The sequence below is a fragment of the Lentzea sp. NPDC051838 genome (genome assembly GCF_040681245.1).
Taxonomy (GTDB): Bacteria; Actinomycetota; Actinomycetes; order Mycobacteriales; family Pseudonocardiaceae; genus Lentzea.
This window is the reverse complement of sequence record NZ_JBFAYI010000009.1, coordinates 108,813-126,380: the sequence shown is the minus strand read 5'-3', so window position 1 is coordinate 126,380 and position 17,568 is coordinate 108,813. Positions and strand designations below refer to the sequence as shown.

Below are 17,568 nucleotides of genomic sequence, written 5' to 3'. Positions count from 1 at the left end.
CCACACGTGTCACAGTGGAACACGGGCGGTGGTCCTTTTGGGACGATCGGAGTCCGGCGTGTCGCCGGAGTGGCCCAGTGCCGCGACCGTCAACCTTCGCCGCGTCTTCGCCGTTCAGCAGGGCGCCTCACGGCACCGGCCCCGCGCCCACAGCCAACCAGGATGAGGACGCGGGGCCGGCACCGCGATGCACCCGTCTGAACGGCGAACACGGGGCAAAGGTTGACGGCCACGGCACTAGCGAATCAGGTCGAGGAAGACCGGCGCCAGCAGATCGGTCGACGTCCTGGCCCGCGCCTCCACGACGCTGACCAGGCTGGAGCGCTGCTCGTAGCCGTCGGTGTCCGTCCACGGGGCGTCCGGTCCACCGTCGCGCTCGGTCGCGGTGCCGTGGAAGACGACCTGCAGCAGGTCAGGATAGGGGCCGGGGTCGTCCGGACGTCGCGGGGCGAGATGTTCCAGGTGCAGCCAGCCCAGCCACCGGACGGTGGTGCGGTCGAGCAACCACCCGGTCTCCTCGTGCACCTCCCGTACGGCGGTGTCCACGAAGGACTCGCCCGGCTCTCTCCTGCCGCCGGGCAGCGGATGCGCGCCATCGGCGTTCTCGCAGAAGACGACCCGGTCGCCGACCTGCACCACGCACCGCACCGAGGTGACGAGCTCGTGGGGCAGGTCGGCCGGGACCGGGTAGGCACCGACCCGCATCGGCATCGCGCCGTCCATCCAGCACAGCTCACCGGAGGCGGCCGGCTCGTGACAGCTCAGAAACCTGGCCAGGTCCGGGTGGCGCACTAGTTCACGCCGCGGTCTCGCCCGGCCCAGTACGGCTCGCGGAGCTTGAACTTCTGGATCTTGCCGGTCGCCGTGCGCGGGATCGAGTCGCGGAACTCCACCGACGTCGGCGCCTTGTACCCGGCGAGCCGCTCCTTGCAGTGCGCGATCAGGTCGGCCTCGGTGGCCTCCCCGGACAGCACGACCAACGCCTTGATCGTTTCACCCCACTTCTCGTGAGGCACGCCGATCACCGCGACCTCGGCGACGGCCGGGTGCGAGAACAGGCAGTCCTCGACCTCGATCGACGACACGTTCTCGCCGCCGGTGATGATCACGTCCTTCTTGCGGTCCGAGATCGTCAGGTAGCCCTCGTCGTCGAAGTAGCCGCCGTCACCGGTGCGGAACCACCCGTCCTCGATGGCGTCCGAAGTGGCCGACGGGTTCTCCCAGTAGCCCTCCATGACCACGTTCGACCGCGCGAGCACCTCGCCGTCCGGGGAGATCCGCAGCTGGGCGCCCAACGCCGGAGCGCCCGCGCGCGACTGCTTCTTCGCCTTCTCCTCGCCGATTGGACCCGGCTGGGCGCGGTTGAAGGTGAGCAGCGGCGCCGTCTCGGTCAGGCCGTAGATCTGCAGGAACTCCCAGCCGAGCTCCTCCGTCACGCGCTGGATCGTGCGCGAAGGCGGCGGTGCACCGGCGCACACGATCCGTACGCGGTCACGGCCGGGAATCTCACCGTCCCAGGACCCAGCCGCGTCCAGCACGGCGTTCCACACAGCCGGTGCGCCGCACATCAACGTCACTCCGTGGTCGCGCACACGACGCAGGATCTCGGCGCCGTCGACCTTGCGCAGCACCACCTGCGGCACGCCGAGACCCGCGAGCCCGAACGGCATTCCCCAGCCGTTGCAGTGGAACATCGGCAGCACGTGCATGTACACGTCGCCCTCCCACGCCCGCGTGTGCATCGCGAACGTGACGGCGTTCAGCCAGATGTTGCGGTGCGTGAGCTGCACGCCCTTGGGCCGCGCGGTCGTGCCGGACGTGTAGTTGATCGTGGCGGTCGCGTCCTCCGAGGGCTCGTTCCACGTCCGTGGCTCCGCGTCGAACCGCAGCAGCGACTCCGACTCCTCGCCGAACGTGAACCGGTGCCGCGCCACCACGTCGTCCAGCTGCAGCTCGGGGTCGACGAACAACGCCGAGGCACCGCTGTGCTCGACGATGTACTTCACCTCATCGGGTCGCAGGCGGAAGTTCACCGGCACGCAGATCCGCCCGCTGCCGGGTACCGCGTGCAGCAGTTCCAGCAGCCGCGCCGAGTTGTGGCTGACGACGGCGATCCGCTCGCCCTCGCCGATGCCCAGTGCGTCGAACCCGGCCTGCCAAGCACGTACGCGAACAGCCATCTCCGCGTACGTCGTCGTCTCGACCGGCTTGGCGGGCTGGTCGGGTTCGTCGATGGTCGCGGTCGTCGCTCCGAACGCGAACGACGCCCGGTCCAGGAAGTCCGTGGTGATCAGCGGTACGCGCATGGATCGACCCTACGGCCAGGTGCTCGGATCTCCCCAGGACGAGAATCGCGCTCCCCCGGATGGAGGAACCGAACTGAGATCGGGCAGCACCTCGCCGACCGGTTCGTGCAGGACAACGGCCGCGAGAGCGTCGTACGGCGTCGGTTCGGCGTTGCAGATGATCACCTGGGCGCCGGCGCGGACGGCCAGCGGCACGAGCCCGGCCGCGGGTTGCACCGACAGCGACGTTCCGGCCACCAGCAGTACATCGCAGTCCAGCACGGCGAGCCGGGCGCGGCGCAGCACCTCGCCGTCGAGCTCCTGCCCGAACGAGATGGTGGCGGACTTGAGGATTCCTCCGCACCGCAGGCAGTCCGGCTCTTCTTCTCCCTCGGCGACGCGCTTCAACGCGTCGCGCATCGGCCCTGTGGCACCACATCCGAGGCACACGGTGGCGTGCAACGTGCCGTGCAGCTCCAGCACGCGATGCGGGTCGGAGCCCGCTTTCTGGTGCAGGCCGTCGATGTTCTGCGTGATGACGGTGCGCAGCCGCCCCGACCGTTCGAGCTCCACCAACGCCTTGTGCGCCGCGTTGGGCTTGGCCGTCCACACGGGACTGTCGAGTCGCAGCCGCCAGGCGAGCCTGCGCACCTCGGGGTCGGAAAGATAGGTCTCCAACGAGGATGCGCGTCCCGCGTCGGCGTCGCGCGTCCACAACCCGTCCGGCCCGCGGAAGTCCGGGATGCCCGAATCGGTGGAGACCCCGGCGCCTGTCAGCACGGTGATCCGGTGCGCGGACGCGACCAGCTCCCGTGCCGCTGTGCACGCGTCGGAGGCCATCGGGTCACACTAGTCGGGTGCGCAGCGCAGTGGGAGCCGCCATCGCGGCAGGGGTCATGACAGTGGGCCTGGTCACTTCCATCACCGGAACCTTCTTGCCGTGGCTGAAGTCCGGAATGACCACGAGGGACAGTTACGAAGTGCTTTCGCTGCGTGATCTGGCCGGGTTGGACGGGGTGGCGGGCACTGTCGTCACGTCCGTCTGGATCGGTCTCACGCCTCTCGCCATGATCGCGGCCGTCCTGTACGTGGTCCGATTTCGTCGAATTGCCGCGTGCATCGGACTCGTCTTTGGCACGATCAGTGGAACCGTGGCCCTACTAGCCGCGGTCCAAGGGGATAGCAAGGGTGCATTGGTCGGAATCAGCATCGCCGGACCAGCCGTCACTCTTGCCGGTGCCGTACTGACGATCGTGGGGGCGATCACGGTGCTCACCTCCAACAGGCGCAGCGCAGTGATTACTTCGGGAGGGAATCCGTGAGCTACCCAGGTGGTGGCGGCGGCCAGTGGCAGCCGCAGAACAACCCGCAGCAGGGCGGCTATCCACAGCAGGGCGGCTACCCCCAGCAGGGTGGTTACCCGCAGCAGCCCCAGCAGCCGGGTGGGTACCCGCAGCAGGGCGGCTACCAGCAGGGTCCGCCCCAGACCGGCCCCCAGGGTTTCCCGCAGCAGGGCTACCCGCAGCAGGGCTACCCCCAGACCGGACCGCAGGGCTTTCCGCAGCAGGGCTTCGAACAGCAGCCGTACGGCTACGCCCCGATGGGTGGCGAGCCGCCGAAGAAGAAGCGCACGGGTCTCGTCATCACGGCCGTCGTCGCCGTGCTGCTGCTCGTGGGCGGCGCGGTCACGTTCTTCGCGCTGAAGAAGTCCGACCCGGCGGCGAACGCGGGCCAGGACACCCCGGCCGTCGCGGCGAAGAACCTCATCGAGCAGCTCGGCAGCGGTGACGTCGTCGGCATCACGGCGTCGCTGGCACCGGCCGAGGCCGCGTTGTCGAAGGACTACCTGGACTCGATGACGAAGGAGATGAAGCGTCTCGAGATCCTGAAGCCCGACGCCGACCCGAACAAGATGTCGGGCGTCGAGTTCAAGAGCGAGGGCATCAAGTTCGACGAGGCCAAGGCCGAGAAGATCAACGACCACCTCACCATCAACAAGCTGGTCGAGGGCAAGATCACGGTGACCTCGGACGTCACCAAGATCCCGCTGACCGACAAGCTCATGAAGGCGATCGGCGACGAGGCCGACCTGAAGAGCGAGACGAAGACCTGGGACATCACCGCCGAGGTCCAGAAGCGCGGCACGCCGATCGGCATCGCGACGATCAAGGTCGGCGACGAGTGGTACCCGAGCGCCTTCTACACCATCGCCAACGTGGCGCTGGAGGAGGAGAAGCTCAAGTGGCCGGCCCAGGGCTTCGCGCCGCAGGGTGCGGGTTCGGCGCAGGACGCGGCCAAGCAGCTCGTCACCGCCGCGATGGACGGCGACCTGAAGCAGGTCATCTCGCTGCTGCCGCCGGACGAGGCCGGTGTGCTGCAGGACCTCGGCCCGTTGCTGCTGGAGCAGGCGGGCAAGATGGGCCCGACCGGCGCCAAGCTCAACGAGCTGGAGACCGACGTCAAGGACGTGACGGGCGGCAAGCAGGTCACCATCAAGAAGCTGTCGGTGACGGTCGAGGGCGAGACCGTGTCGATCGCGCGTGACGGCGACTGCTATGCGGCCACCGTGCCCGGCCAGGGCTCGCAGAAGCTGTGTGCCGACGAGATCACGCAGCTGATGAACCAGCAGGGCGGCGGCAAGATCCCGTCCGCGGCGGTCGAGGTCATCGGCCGTGTCGCCGCGTCGGTCATGAAGACCGGTGTCGGCGTGGTCGCGACGCAGGTCGACGGCAAGTGGTACGTGAGCCCGATCCGCTCGTACTACGAGCTGGCGCTGACGGTGTTCCGCGGCTTCGAGCCCAAGGACGTCGACGCGCTGATCGAGCTGCTCAAGAAGTAAGTTCTCGCAGGTCCGACGGCCCTGTCACGGCGCAACAGCGCGGTGACAGGGCCGTGGCAGTTCGTGGGTCGAATGTTGGCGCCATGGACACTCAGGTTCTGATCATCGGCGCCGGCCCGACCGGCCTCACCCTCGCTCTCGACCTCTCCCGCCGCGGCGTCCCGTTCCGCATCGTCGACGCCTCGCCCGCGCCGTTCGCCGGCTCGCGCGGCAAGGGGCTGCAGCCGCGGTCGATGGAGGTCTTCCACGACCTGGGCGTCATCGAGCCGATCCTCGCGTCCGGCCGGTTCGACATGAAGATGCGCACGTACGACGGCCGCGAGGTGCTGCGTGAGTGGGACGTGCACGAGGGCAGGTATCCCACGGCTGAGCGCCCGTACGCGAGGACGATGCTCATCCCGCAGTTCCGCGTCGAGCAGATCCTGCGCGAGGCGTTGCCGCAGCCCGTCGAGTACGACTCGCCACTGACCTCGTTCTTCCAGGACGACGACGGGATCACGGCGGTTGTCGGCTCGGAAACCGTGCGCGCCAAGTACCTCGTCGGCTGCGACGGCGGGAAGTCGTTCGTGCGCAAGCGTCTCGGCGTGGAGTTCGTCGGTGAGACCCGGGACGACCTCAAGATGCTCGTCGGCGACATCCGCGTCTCCGGGCTCGACCGCGACTACTGGCACTCGTGGGGCGGGGGCGTGGACAAGTGGCTCGCCCTGTGCCCGTTGCCCGGCACCGATCTCTTCCAGTTCCAGGCCACCGGGACAGGCGAGCCGTCACTGGAGCTGTACCGCGAGATCGTCCGCGAACGCACCGGCCTGGACGACGTCGTGGTGCACGACGCGACGTGGGTGTCGTTGTACCGCACCAACATCCGGATGGTGGACCGCTTCCGCGTCGGCCGGGTGTTCCTCGCGGGCGACGCCGCGCACGTGCATTCCCCCGCCGGGGCGCAGGGCATGAACACCGGCATCCAGGACGCGTACAACCTGGGCTGGAAGCTCGGGATGGAGACCCTGCTCGACACCTACGAGTCCGAACGCAAGCCCGTCGCCGAGTGGCTGCTGGGCATGACGACCGCGATCATGACGTCCGGTGACCCGTTCTCGAAGCGCGACGACCAGACGTTGCAGCTCTCGTTGTCGTACCGGACCTCGGACGGCCCCGGACTGCAGCCGGGCGACCGCATGCCTGACGGTGAAATCGCTCAGGGCCGGATCTTCGATCTGCTGCGCGGCCCGGACTTCGTGACGCTGGAGCTCGCCGACGGCCCGGTGCTCGTCCGCCCAGACGGCTACGTCGCCGCCATCGGCCGGTCAGCGATCGACGCCTACTTCGGCGCGAACCCGGTCACGCAGCTGCACCACCGCCGGGTCGCTGCTGGGGCCGCCGCGTAGCTTCTCCGCCTTGTCCAGGGCCTCCCCCGCACTCCGGGGGTCGCCCTGGGCGAGCAGCCAGTCCGCGTACCACTCCAGGATCATCGCGTGGGCAGGCCCGTCCGCACTCTCCTTGACCGCCTCGAGCGCCTCCCGGTGCTCCTGGCCGGCCTCCTCGAGGTGCCCGAGCCGCGTGAGCGCCAGCCCGAGTCCGGCGTGGACGGTCGCCCGGAACTGCCCGGCCCTCGAACCGACCGTGGTGTCCAGCGCCTGACGGAAGAGCGTCACGGCCTGCCGGAAGTCGCCGTCGAAGTACGCCAGCTCACCGTTGACTTGCAGCACCCGCCCCCGGTCGAGGTCGAGGGACGAGGCCCGCACCCGGCCCAGTTCCTCCCGCGCCCCGTCGAGGTCGCCCATCCGGATCTTGAGCCGAGCCGTCTGCACCAGCACCGACATCGGCACCAGCACGGACTCCGGCTCCCCGAGCTCCTCTGCCACCCTGCGCGCCTCGGACACGGCCTGGAACCCCTCGGCGTACGCACCGCGGTTGATCAGCACCATGACCAGGCACGACAGCCCGAACACGACGGCCCACCGATCCCCCACCGCCCGGAACCTCTCCAGCGCCTTCCGGTACCCGGCCTCGGCCTCCGGCGCCGACCCGTCGCTGAACTCGCCGGCCACGATCCCGCGGAGGAGCGCCGAGAACGCCCGCATCCACTCGTCGTCCGACCGCTCCAGCCGATCCGCCAGCGCCGTCAGCCGGGTGCCGAGCTCCGCCTCACCCCACATCTGCCCGCTGGTCAACATCAACGCGCACAACGCCGTGGGCATGTCCGCGTCCCACAACCGCTCCGCCGCCGCGACGGCCTGCGGCGTGCCGAGCGAGATGAGCACGTCCGACAGCGGATCGTCCGGTGTGAGCGGCGCCCACCGCCGAATCTCCTCGAACCGCTTGGTCATCACCAGCAGGTGCCACGTCCGCGCGGCCATCATCCGACGCGCGATCACCGCGTCGTGCTGCACCGCCCACGTCTGCGCGGCGTCGAGGTTCGCGCGTTCGACGTCGAAGATCTTGAGCGCTTCGAGCTGACGCGGCCCGCGCAGCAACGGCTCGTTCTGCTCGGCCAGCGCCACGTAATAGGCGGCGTGCTGAGCCGGATCCGCCTCGCCCTGCTCCAACGCGTACTCGCGCACGGTCTCCAGCAGCCGGTACCGCTCCCCCGACCTGACCACCAGCGACTTCTCGACCAACGCCGCCAGCAGGTCCTCGGTTTCCCAAAGATCTTGTCGGGGGTCCTGAGTACGTTGAGATGTAGGGGATCCCAGCGAGGGGGTACCCCTGCGCAAGCCTGCCCCGCACACCGCGTGCACCGCCGCTGCCGTCGCCCCACCCACGAAAACCCCGAGCCGCGCCAGCAACAACCGCTCGGCGTCCGACAGCAGCTCCCAGCTCCAGTCGATCACCGCCCGCAACGTCCGATGCCGCAACGGCCCGGTCCGCGGCCCCCGATCCAGCAACCGCAACCGGCTGTCCACCCGCGCCTCGAGCTGCGCGGACGACAACGACCGAGCCCGCGCCGCCGCCAGCTCCAACGCCAGCGGAATCCCGTCCAACGCAGCACAAAGCCGCCGCACGTCCAGATCCAGCGCGACCCCGACCCGCGCGGTGAACAACCGAACCGCATGGTCGAGATCCAACGGCGACACCAGATGCACGACCTCCCCGGGAACCCCCAACGGCTCCCGCGACGTCGCCAGCACCCGAACGTCAGGGCAAGAAGCCAAAAGCTCACCGCACAACGCAGCCGCCGCGTCCACGACGTGCTCGCAGTTGTCCAGCACCACCAACGAAGAACCGAGCCGCGAGAACACCGGCGTCGCCAACGGATTCGGCCCCAGCGCAGCATCCAGAGCGGCCAGCGGTTCCGCCGAGGAATCCAGCTCGACGAACCAGGCCGTGGACACCGAGGCCGCATGAGTCAACGCCAGCCGCGTCTTCCCCACCCCACCGAACCCGGTCAAAGTCACCAACCGGTTGTCCCGCAACAACGTCGCCAACGAAGCCAGATCGGAGTCCCGTCCCACGAACGACCCAACGGCAGCAGGCAGGTTGCCCCGAACAGACCGCTCCTGCAACACCGTCACATGCGCGGAAGCCAGCACCTCGGACGGCGACACCCCGAGCTCCTCCGCCAACGCGGCACGAACCCGAGCGAACACCTCCAACGCGTCCGACCGCCGCCCAGCCGCGTGCAGCGCCAGCATCAACCGCGCCTGCACGTCCTCCCGCAACGGATGCTCAACCGCAAGAGCCTCCAGCCCAGGCAAATCCTCCCGCAACAACGACAGCTCGACCGCCGAGTCCACCGCGAACGGCGCGTCCTCGAAAGCCGCCCCGCGCCACAACGCCGCCGACCGGGTCCGCAGGAACTCCTCGACGTCGGTCGACGCCTCCAGCCGATACCCCGACGCGTGCGACGACACCGCCGAAGCACCCACAGCCCGCCGCAACCGCGACACCAACGACTGCAACGCCGCCGGCCCGTCGCCCGGCGACTCATCAGCCCACAGATCCGCGATCAGCCGATCCGCGGAAACAACCCGCCCGGGTTCCATGGCCAACCGCAGCAGCAACCAGCGCAGCCGACGACCCCGCACCTCGACCGGAGCGCCATCGACGAGGACCTGCAGCGGCCCGAGAACGTTGACCCGCATCAAGCCCGCCGCACACCGACGGCAACGGCACCCGCCACCAGAAGAGCCCCGACCACCCCGGCCCACAGCACGGACAGCGTGACCTGGTTGTCCCCCAACGCGTCCAGCACCCACCCCAATGGCGTCCAGCGCCCCAACGGATACGTGAACACCACAACGGCGAACACGAACAACACAGTCCGCCCGATCGCGTCGAACACCGGCCGCGCGAACAACAACCCGACCCCGACCCCGAGCAACGCGCACACCCCGTGCGCGCCAAGCCCGGCAGCGAACTCCCCGAACGTGTATGGACGCGGACTGGCGACCACCGCCCACACCGTCGCCACCAAAGCGAACGTCAGCCCGAAGAGCACCGTGGTCGCGGCCACCGCCGTCAACACCCGAGGCCACCCACCACCGGACACGACGGTGATCTCGCGCCGCACCACGTCCTCGGACGTCGCCACCACCACGGCCAGCCACGCGCAGATCGGGTAGATCAACGCCGACGAGCCCGAGTAGGCCGACACCTGCGGACCGGGGTCGTACGCGAACAACATGCCCAGCACGCCGAAGAACACCAGCATCGGCGCGAGAAACCGTTGCCCCCGCAGCACATCCGCCGCGAGGTACCGCACCAGGGAGATCACCGCACGCTCCGCACCGAACATCCGAGCCGCAACGCCTCGGCCAGCACGTGGTCACTGCGATCGGGCGCGACCACCACCCGCGCCGACGACCCCCGCGACAGCACCGACCGCACGCCGTCCAACGCCTCCAACGCATCGAGCCCCACCACGCGGCTGAGCTCGATCGTCACGTGCCCGCCCGCGAGGTCCACCCGCGTCGCCGACGCCAGGTGCCCCTCGTGGTCGGACACCAGCGCCGTCCGCCCCTCCAGCATGGAGACCAGTTCCGCGGCGGCCGACGGGTCGAGACCGGTCCACGGCTCGTCGAGCACGAGCACGTCCGACGCCAGGAACGCCTGCGCCAGCGCGACCTTCTGCGTGTTGCCCTTCGACAGTTCCGCCATCGGCGCCGTCAGCGACCCGACGAACCCCAGTCGTTCCAACACGTCGTTGGCCGCTGCCCCGCGCACGCGCCCCATGTGCGCCAGGTACGACGAAGCGGACATCTTGACGTCAGAAGGAAAACGCTCCGGCACGTAGCCGACCGACGCGGGCCGGACCACGCGTCCGGACGACGGCTTGAGCACCCCTGCCGCGATCTTGAGCAACGTCGACTTGCCGGTGCCGTTCGCGCCGGTCAGCACCGTCAGGCCGGAGACTTCCAGGGTGAGGTCGCGCAGCACCCAGGGCCCGCGCCCGTACCGCTTGGAGACCTGATCGAGGAGCACCTCGCCAAGATAACCGTTCACGGGACCCGCACGCCGGGAGATCAGGTCATCGCGCCACGCCGGTTAACCGCACAAAACTCTCCGTAGAGCCAAATGTATCCACAATAGATATAGCCGATTTACTTTTCACTCGATCGAGTGAAGTGTGGCGACAAACCGTCACCTCGGCAACAAAGATGAACAACCTGGAAGCGCGAAGGCCAGTTCTACGAAATGCGGGTGACAACGCTGAGAAGCGGTACGCAGTTCTCCTTCGACCTGCTCGCAGGCGCATTGACCGCACGTGAGGCCTCGCGCGCCACCGGAACGCTGCACATCACCGGAGATCCCGGCGGACGAATTCACCTGAGAAACGGCTGGGTCGTCTCCGTCGAAAGCTCCGGAGCGCCAGGACCGGAAACGTTGTTGTTGCGTTCCGGGCGAATCAGCGAATCGGCACAGCCCCGCGACAACGTCGGCACGACCTCGTTGCACGTCATCGCGATGATGGCGACGCACGACGCCACGTTCTCCGCTGTCGCCGGCGTGATCGAGGACTGCGCGCTCACCGGCGACCTGTTCGACGTCGTGGTCCCGATGAACTCCGGCATCGAGCCCGTCCGCCTGCTGCAGGAGACCTCACGCCGGTTGACCTCGCTGTACACGCTGCCGTACCCGCTCTCACCGCACCGCGAGAACATCGCGCCCACACTCGAGGCCGAGCTGCACGAGCACAGCCAGGTCCGCGCCGAGATCCTCACCCACGCGACCGGCCGGCACTGCGCGCGCGACATCGCGTTCATCTGCGGTCGCAGCGTCTACACCGTGACGATCGAGATCTGCCGAATGATCGGCGAAGGTCTTTTGACGGTCACCTCCAATCCACCGGAAGAAGTCGACGACGAACCGCTGCCCCGGTCGTTGCGCCGCCAGTTGTTGCCGAAACTGTTCAAGCCGCCTGAGAAGAACCCGAAATGACGAGGCCGACGATGACCAACAGTTCCTTGTCCGACCAGATGACATCAATGATCAGACACCTCAGGCAGGAGGTGCCCGGCTGTGTGGCCGCCGGCGTCGTCGACATGGCCACCGGAATGCTGTTGTCGTTCGAAACGACCGAGAGTCACCCGTCAGAGGTGCTCGACCTGCTGGCCGGCGCGACGCTGGACCTGTTCCAGGGCCGCACGGTGACGATGATCGAGGACGTTTTCAAGGAACGGCGCGGCATCTCGAGCACCGAGCACTACTTCCAGGAGATCCTCGTCAACAGCAGCAACCTCACCCACCTGTTCGTCCGCAGCAACCGCCACGAGGACGTCGTCGCCGTCGTCGTGTGCCCGAAGTCGGTCAACATCGGCATGCTCTTCGCCGCGACCCGCAGGGTCGTCAAGGACCACGGCGGCGCGTAGCCACGCCGCCCTGCCGCGGGTAGCCCGGCGCACTTCCTCCGGCCCCGGCCGGGCTACCCCAGGGTGATCAGCTCCGCCAGTTCTGCAGGCCGCGCCAGGAACGGCGAGTGCGACCCCGGCAACGTGACCACGTTGCCCGCCCGCAGCCGATCCGCGAACACCGGCGGGAAGATGACGTCCTCGGAGCACACGATCGACAACGTCGGCACGGTCTTCCACGCCGCCGCCGTCACCACGTCGTCGAACACCCGCGCGCTCTGCGGCTTCAACCGCGAGACCGCCCACGCCGCCAACTCGTCCGGCACGTCCGCGAACAGCAGGTCCCGCGAGCCCTCCGGCACGTCCAGCAGCTTCGTGCCCGGCTCGAACCACGTCCCGCCCAGCACGTCCGCGACGCACTCACCCGGCTCCAGCATGTGCGCGGCGAGGTAGACGAGCCGGTCGGCCGAACCCGCGGCCTCCCCGACCGGGATTCCGGCGTACGAATGAGCCAGCACCATCACCGGCCCGTCCAGACCGGCCAGCGCCTCCCGCACGGCCTCGGCGTCCTCGGCGACTCCCGCCGACGGAGACCCGGACGTGCTCGGCAGGTCGATCACCGACGGCGTCCACCCGCGCGCCTCCAGTTCGGGAACCAGCAGCTCCCAGCACCACGACCCGTGCCAGGCGCCGTGCACGAGCAGAACGTTCCCGCGGTCCATCGAATCTCCCTCGTCAGCCGTTTGGCCGTACGCTAACCAGACAAGATCAGCAGCGACACCGTCGAGAGTCCGCCGTCCTGTCGGGAGAGTCCGAGCCTCGTGAACCCGCTCGAGCACGTCCTGTCGACGTTGGGCGTGAACTGGGTGGTCGCGACGCCCCTGCACGCGGGCGGGCATTGGGCGCTGCACTTCGTCGGACGGCTGGACCTGCGCGTCGAGGTCGTCGTCCAGGGCCGCGTGCACATCACGGTGGGCGACGAGAGCTTCTGGGCCGAGCAGGGCGACTGCTACGTGATCGCCGGCAAGCGCCCGTACCGCATCGCGAGCGACCCGGACACGCCGTCGGTGTTCGCGGCCCCGGTCTACGACCACGCCGACGGCACGCCCCGCGACGTCGGACGCATCGGCCAGGGCCACGACACCACGTTGCTCGGCGCCGGTTTCGTGTGCGAACCCGATGCCGGCGGGCTGCTCCGGATCCTGCCGCCGTTTCTCCACGTCCAGGCGGGCACCAGCACCGCGCAGGCCACCATCGCGCTGATCAGGGCCGAGATCGACGGCAGCAGGATGATCCTCGACCGGCTCTTCCAGGTGCTGCTGCTCCAGGTCCTGCGCGACCGGAGCCACAGCGCCGAGCTGCACCCGCAGCTGGGACCGGCGCTCAAGGCACTCCACGAGGACATCGCGCACCCGTGGACGGTCAACGAGCTCGCGGCCAAAGCCGCCATGTCCCGGTCGACGTTCTTCGTGCACTTCAAGGAGACCGTCGGCCTGACCCCGCTCGACTACCTCCTGCAGCTCAGGATGCACACGGCCGCCAAAGCGCTCAGGGACACCAAGGACACGGTCGCGGTGATCGCCTCTACCGTCGGCTATCGCACCGAAAGCGCGTTCAGCGCGGCGTTCAAGCGGTTCACGGGCAGATCGCCGGGCGAGTACCGCGCTAACCCTTAGTGCCGCCCGACGCCACGCCCGCGACCACAAGCCGTTGCGACACCAGGAAGACACCCAGCGGCGGAATCATCGCCACGGTCGCGAACGCCATCGCCCCGCCCCAGTCCGACGTCGTGGCGCCGAAGAACCCCCACAGCCCTGTCGTCACGGGTCGCATCTCATCGTCGGTGGCCAGCGTCAACGCGAACACCAGATCGCCCCAGCCCCACAGGAACGCAAGCACCGCAACGGTTGCCACGCCCGGCAGCACCAACGGCAGGATCACCCGCCAGAACACGCCGAACTGCGAACACCCGTCGATCACCGCCGCCTCGCCGAACTCACGCGGCACCGCAGCGAAAGCCGGTCGCAGCAACACGATCGCGTAAGGCAGCGCCAGCGTCGTGTCAGCGAGGATCAGGCCCAGGTACGTGTCGGTCAGCCCCAGCCGCGAGAACACCACGAACAACGGCGTCGCCAGCATGATCGCCGGGAACATCAGCGACGACAGCATCAGCAGCATGAGCACCGGCTTGCCCCGCAACGGCAAGCGCGCCAACGCATACGCGGCGGGAACAGCCAGCAGCAACGTCAGTGCGCACGTCCCGGACGCGACCACGACGCTGTTGAGCACGTACCGGAAGACCCGTTCGTCGCCGAGGATCCGTTCCGTCCACGCGTCGTTGTCGGGATACGCGACCATCACGCCGACCGGCAGCAGGTACACCGCGACCAGCACGAACCCGACGACGGTCCTCACCGCGCCTCCCGCCGTTGCGCGCGGAGATACAGCAGCGACAACACGAACAGAGCCGCGAACACGACGTTGAGCACCGCCGCGCCCTTCCCGAACAGGAAACTCCCGAACACCAGCCGGTACGCCAGCGTCGGCAGGATCTCCGACGCGTTCGCCGGGCCACCCTGCGTCGCGATCCACACCAGGTCGAACGACTTGAGCGTGAAGATCGCCGACAACACCGCCGTCGCCAGCAGGGTCGGCCGCAGCAACGGCCACGTGACCGCCCGGAACCGTTGCCACGCACCGGCTCCGTCGATCATCGCGGCCTCGTGCAGCACCCTCGGCACGGCGGTCAGCCCGGCCAGCAGCGACACCATCACGAACGGCACGCCGAGCCAGCACTGGATGCCAACCAGCGCGGGCAACACCAATGAGGTGTCCACGAGCCAGCCCGGCCCCGAGAACAGCCACCGGAACAGCTCCGCCGACACCACCACCGGAATCGCGTACGCCACCATGAACAACGACCGGAACACCCGCGCACCAGGGAAAACCTGCGCGTAGAACAACGCCAGCGCCAGCCCGAGGAGAAGCTGCACCGTCACCGACGCACCCGCGAACACCGCCGAGTGCCACGCCGCCGTCACGAACAGCTCGTCCGCGAACGCCGCGCGGTAGTTCTCGACGCCCACCCAGTCCGAGCCTGTCAGCATCGTGGCCGCCGTGACGTCCTGGAACGACATCACGACGTTGAGCACAACGGGATACACCAGCAGTGCCGCGAGGAACAGCACTGCTGGTGCGACGAACAGGTATCCGGCTCTCATCAACTGGTGGGCAGCAACGGCCTGATCTTGGCCGCCGCCTCGCTGGCCGCGGACTGAGGTTTCTTCTCGCCCTTCACGACCTGGTGCGTCATCGTCCACACGGCCTCGGACACCTTGGAGTACTGGGGCCCGTAGTTGCTGCGCGAGCGCGTGGACAGCATCTCGCTGATGTACGCGCCGACGCCCGGTCCCCACTTCCACACGGGGTCGTTGAGGGTGTCGTTGCGGTTCGGGATCGCGCCGAGGCCGCCGCCGAGCTCCTTGGCGCTGTTGCGGGACTCGGCGAGCCACTGCAGGACGTCCCACGCCACGTCGGCGTTGGGGCTGCGGCTGCCGATCACCCAGGCTTCCCCGCCCAGCGGCGAGAACACGCCCTTCTCGCCGGACGGCAGCGGCGCGGTGCCCCACTGGAACGGCTGCTTGGCGACCGACGGCAGCACCCACGGCCCGTTGATCATCATGGCGCACTTGCCCTGCTCAAAGGCTTTCTGCGCGTCGGAGTGGCTCCACTTGAGAGCTTCCTTCGGCACGCTCTGGTCCTTGTTGAAGAACGTGTCGAGCAGCGCGAGCGCGTCCACACCGGGCTTCTCCGCGATCGTCGAGACGTCGCCGCCCGCCTGCCACAGCAGCGGCAGGAAGTTGAACGTCAGCGTCTCGTCGGCCGCCGCGCCGAAGCACAGCCCGTGCCTGCCGTCCCTGGTGAGCGTCTTCGCGTTCGCCCGCATCTGGTCCCAGGTCGTGGGTGGGTTCTGCAGGTTCGCCTGGGCGAACAGATCCTTGTTGTAGATCAGCGCGGTGGTGTTGCTGCGCAGCGGGACGCCGAAGAGGTTGTCCTGGTGCGTCACGCTGTCGAGCACGGGCTCCAGGAACTGGTTGCCCTTGTCCCAGCGCTTGAACTGCGGCGTGAGGTTCGCGATCGCGTTCTGGCTCGCGAGCCACGGCACGTCGGACGTGTCCACGACGGCGATGTCCGGGAACGTGCCGGAGCCCTCGGCCTCGACGATCTTCTGGTGGAACTCGCCGAACTTGATGGCCGTCCGCTTGACGTGGACGTTCGGGTGCTCCTGCTGGTAGCGCGCGATCAGGGTGTCGACGGCCTGGTTGGACACCGGCGAGTAGCCGAAGTAGTCCCACCACGTGATCGTTCTTTCGGAGGGGCTCTCACTTTCCGCCGTGCCACTGGCGCAGGACGCCATGAGCGTCATGGCAAGTGCTGTCAAGACGAACCGGAAGTGCTTTTTGGATTTTCGCACTACTTCCCCAGCAATGGTTGGATTCGGTTCTTGGCGTCGGCAGCGGCGTCTTGCGGGTTCTTGGCGCCCGTGAGCACCTGTTGGGTCATGGTCCACACAGCTTCGGAGAGCTGCGGGTACTGCGGTCCGTACACACTGCGAGGTCTCGCGGTCGACATTTGCCCGGCGAACGCGGCGACGGCCGGATCCCATTGCCAGGCCTGGTCGGTGAGAGTGTCCGTGCGGTTGGGCACGGAACCGAGTCCGCCGCCGATCTCCGCGGCGTTCTCCTTGTTCTCGGCGAGCCAGGTCAGCACGTTCCAGGCGGCGTCGAGGTTCTTCGTCTTGGCACCGACGACCCACACCTCGCCGCCGAGCGGGGAGGCCGCGCCGGCGCTCCCCTTCGGCAGCGCGGCGGCGCCCCAGTCGAGCCCGGCCTTCTTGAGCCCGGGGATCACCCAGGGACCGTTGATCATCAGGGCGCACCTGCCCTCCTCGAACGCCTTCTGCGCATCCGAGTGACCCCACTGCAGCACCTGCTTCGGCACGCTCTTATCGTCGTTGACCAGCGAGTTCACGAACCCGAGCGCGTCGGTGGTGGCGGTGTCGCCGATGGTCTTGAGATCGCCACCCGCCTGCCAGACGAACGGCAGGAAGTTGAACGTGAGCTGCTCGTTCGCGGCGGCGGCGAAGCACAGACCAGCGGTTTTGTCGGTGGTGCTCGCCTTCGCCGCGGCCCTCAGCTCCGCCCACGTCGTCGGAGGTGTGCCGGAGAAGAGCTTCTTGTTGTAGAGCAACGCGGTGGTGTTGCTGCGCAGCGGAACCCCGAAGTACTTGCCGTCGTGCTTCACGCCCTCGCGGACGCGTTCGAGGAACTGGCCGCCCAGGCTCCAGGCGTCGAACTTCGCGCTGACGTCGGCGATCGCCCGCTGACTCGCGAGCAGGGGAACGTCCGGGGAGTCGACGGCCGCGATGTCCGGGAACGTGCCGGACGCCGCCGCTTGCACGATCTTCGCGTGGAAGTCCGCGAACCCGATGGACGTCCGTTTGATCTGAATGTCCGGATGCGCCTTCTCATACCTCTCGATCAGCGTCTTGACCGCTTGATCCGATGCGGGCGAGTATCCGAAGTAGTCCCACCACGTCAAAGTCGTCCTATCACTGGACGACGTGCTCCCACTGCAGGCGGAAACGAATAGGAGG

General features: G+C 68.3%; 17 protein-coding genes. 6 read left to right on the top strand and 11 right to left on the bottom strand.

All coding sequences use genetic code 11. The annotated features are described in order from the left end of the window. Positions 1–237 precede the first annotated feature (237 nt). The 3 genes from AB0M24_RS22110 to AB0M24_RS22100 are packed head-to-tail and all read right to left on the bottom strand — an operon-like array spanning position 238 to position 3,125. On the bottom strand, positions 238–792 hold the full coding sequence (locus tag AB0M24_RS22110) for an NUDIX domain-containing protein (protein ID WP_363770661.1): 555 nt from the start codon (positions 790–792) through the stop codon (positions 238–240). Beyond that, the gene (locus tag AB0M24_RS22105) at positions 792–2,306 is read right to left on the bottom strand and encodes an AMP-binding protein (protein WP_363770658.1); all 1,515 of its coding nucleotides are present in this window, start codon (positions 2,304–2,306) and stop codon (positions 792–794) included. The genes AB0M24_RS22110 and AB0M24_RS22105 overlap by 1 nt, the downstream gene beginning before the upstream one ends. A 9-nt stretch (positions 2,307–2,315) precedes the next feature. After that, the gene (locus tag AB0M24_RS22100; protein WP_363770655.1) at positions 2,316–3,125 is read right to left on the bottom strand and encodes a Sir2 family NAD-dependent protein deacetylase; all 810 of its coding nucleotides are present in this window, start codon (positions 3,123–3,125) and stop codon (positions 2,316–2,318) included. A 17-nt stretch (positions 3,126–3,142) separates the two neighbouring features. On the opposite strand from AB0M24_RS22100, the gene AB0M24_RS22095 reads away from it, so the two are divergent. The 3 genes from AB0M24_RS22095 (at position 3,143) to AB0M24_RS22085 (ending at position 6,509) form a co-directional block, all read left to right on the top strand. After that, positions 3,143–3,607, top strand: a complete 465-nt coding sequence (locus AB0M24_RS22095) for a hypothetical protein (protein WP_363770652.1) — start codon at positions 3,143–3,145, stop codon at positions 3,605–3,607. Then, complete coding sequence (locus AB0M24_RS22090; protein WP_363770649.1) at positions 3,604–5,124, top strand: flagellar basal body protein FliL; 1,521 nt, start codon at positions 3,604–3,606, stop codon at positions 5,122–5,124. Before AB0M24_RS22095 ends, AB0M24_RS22090 begins: the two co-directional genes overlap by 4 nt. A gap of 83 nt (positions 5,125–5,207) precedes the next feature. After that, positions 5,208–6,509: an FAD-dependent monooxygenase gene (locus tag AB0M24_RS22085; protein ID WP_363770646.1), complete on the top strand. Its 1,302-nt coding sequence runs from the start codon at positions 5,208–5,210 to the stop codon at positions 6,507–6,509. On the opposite strand, the gene AB0M24_RS22080 is transcribed toward AB0M24_RS22085, so the two are convergent. The 3 genes from AB0M24_RS22080 to AB0M24_RS22070 are packed head-to-tail and all read right to left on the bottom strand — an operon-like array spanning position 6,429 to position 10,545. Next, positions 6,429–9,206, bottom strand: coding sequence for a BTAD domain-containing putative transcriptional regulator (locus tag AB0M24_RS22080; protein ID WP_363770643.1), 2,778 nt, complete (start codon positions 9,204–9,206; stop codon positions 6,429–6,431). The two genes, AB0M24_RS22085 and AB0M24_RS22080, sit on opposite strands and share 81 nt — an antisense overlap. Beyond that, the gene (locus tag AB0M24_RS22075; protein ID WP_363770640.1) at positions 9,206–9,838 is read right to left on the bottom strand and encodes a hypothetical protein; all 633 of its coding nucleotides are present in this window, start codon (positions 9,836–9,838) and stop codon (positions 9,206–9,208) included. Before AB0M24_RS22075 ends, AB0M24_RS22080 begins: the two co-directional genes overlap by 1 nt. After that, positions 9,835–10,545, bottom strand: a complete 711-nt coding sequence (locus AB0M24_RS22070) for an ATP-binding cassette domain-containing protein (RefSeq protein ID WP_363770637.1) — start codon at positions 10,543–10,545, stop codon at positions 9,835–9,837. Before AB0M24_RS22070 ends, AB0M24_RS22075 begins: the two co-directional genes overlap by 4 nt. Positions 10,546–10,764: 219 nt before the next feature. On the opposite strand from AB0M24_RS22070, the gene AB0M24_RS22065 reads away from it, so the two are divergent. Further along, positions 10,765–11,502 carry a hypothetical protein gene (locus tag AB0M24_RS22065; RefSeq protein ID WP_363770635.1) on the top strand — a complete coding sequence of 246 codons (738 nt, stop codon included), beginning with the start codon at positions 10,765–10,767 and terminating at the stop codon, positions 11,500–11,502. A gap of 47 nt (positions 11,503–11,549) precedes the next feature. After that, positions 11,550–11,933: a hypothetical protein gene (locus AB0M24_RS22060; RefSeq protein ID WP_363770632.1), complete on the top strand. Its 384-nt coding sequence runs from the start codon at positions 11,550–11,552 to the stop codon at positions 11,931–11,933. Between the two features lie 53 nt (positions 11,934–11,986). Here AB0M24_RS22060 and AB0M24_RS22055 read toward each other — a convergent pair whose 3' ends face one another. Beyond that, a complete protein-coding gene (locus AB0M24_RS22055; protein ID WP_363770629.1) occupies positions 11,987–12,634 on the bottom strand; it encodes an alpha/beta fold hydrolase in 648 nt (215 codons plus the stop codon). A gap of 99 nt (positions 12,635–12,733) precedes the next feature. Here AB0M24_RS22055 and AB0M24_RS22050 point away from each other — a divergent pair, with 99 nt between their 5' ends. Further along, positions 12,734–13,588, top strand: a complete 855-nt coding sequence (locus tag AB0M24_RS22050) for an AraC family transcriptional regulator (RefSeq protein WP_363770627.1) — start codon at positions 12,734–12,736, stop codon at positions 13,586–13,588. Here AB0M24_RS22050 and AB0M24_RS22045 read toward each other — a convergent pair. From AB0M24_RS22045 to AB0M24_RS22030, 4 genes are read right to left on the bottom strand one after another with little or no spacing between them, the layout of a single operon-like run. After that, positions 13,578–14,327, bottom strand: coding sequence for a carbohydrate ABC transporter permease (locus AB0M24_RS22045; protein WP_363770624.1), 750 nt, complete (start codon positions 14,325–14,327; stop codon positions 13,578–13,580). The two genes, AB0M24_RS22050 and AB0M24_RS22045, sit on opposite strands and share 11 nt — an antisense overlap. Then, positions 14,324–15,133: a sugar ABC transporter permease gene (locus tag AB0M24_RS22040; protein ID WP_363770621.1), complete on the bottom strand. Its 810-nt coding sequence runs from the start codon at positions 15,131–15,133 to the stop codon at positions 14,324–14,326. The genes AB0M24_RS22045 and AB0M24_RS22040 overlap by 4 nt, the downstream gene beginning before the upstream one ends. Beyond that, positions 15,133–16,338, bottom strand: a complete 1,206-nt coding sequence (locus tag AB0M24_RS22035; RefSeq protein WP_363770618.1) for a sugar ABC transporter substrate-binding protein — start codon at positions 16,336–16,338, stop codon at positions 15,133–15,135. The genes AB0M24_RS22040 and AB0M24_RS22035 overlap by 1 nt, the downstream gene beginning before the upstream one ends. 47 nt (positions 16,339–16,385) lie before the next feature. Further along, the gene (locus AB0M24_RS22030) at positions 16,386–17,513 is read right to left on the bottom strand and encodes a sugar ABC transporter substrate-binding protein (RefSeq protein WP_363770615.1); all 1,128 of its coding nucleotides are present in this window, start codon (positions 17,511–17,513) and stop codon (positions 16,386–16,388) included. Positions 17,514–17,568 lie beyond the last annotated feature (55 nt).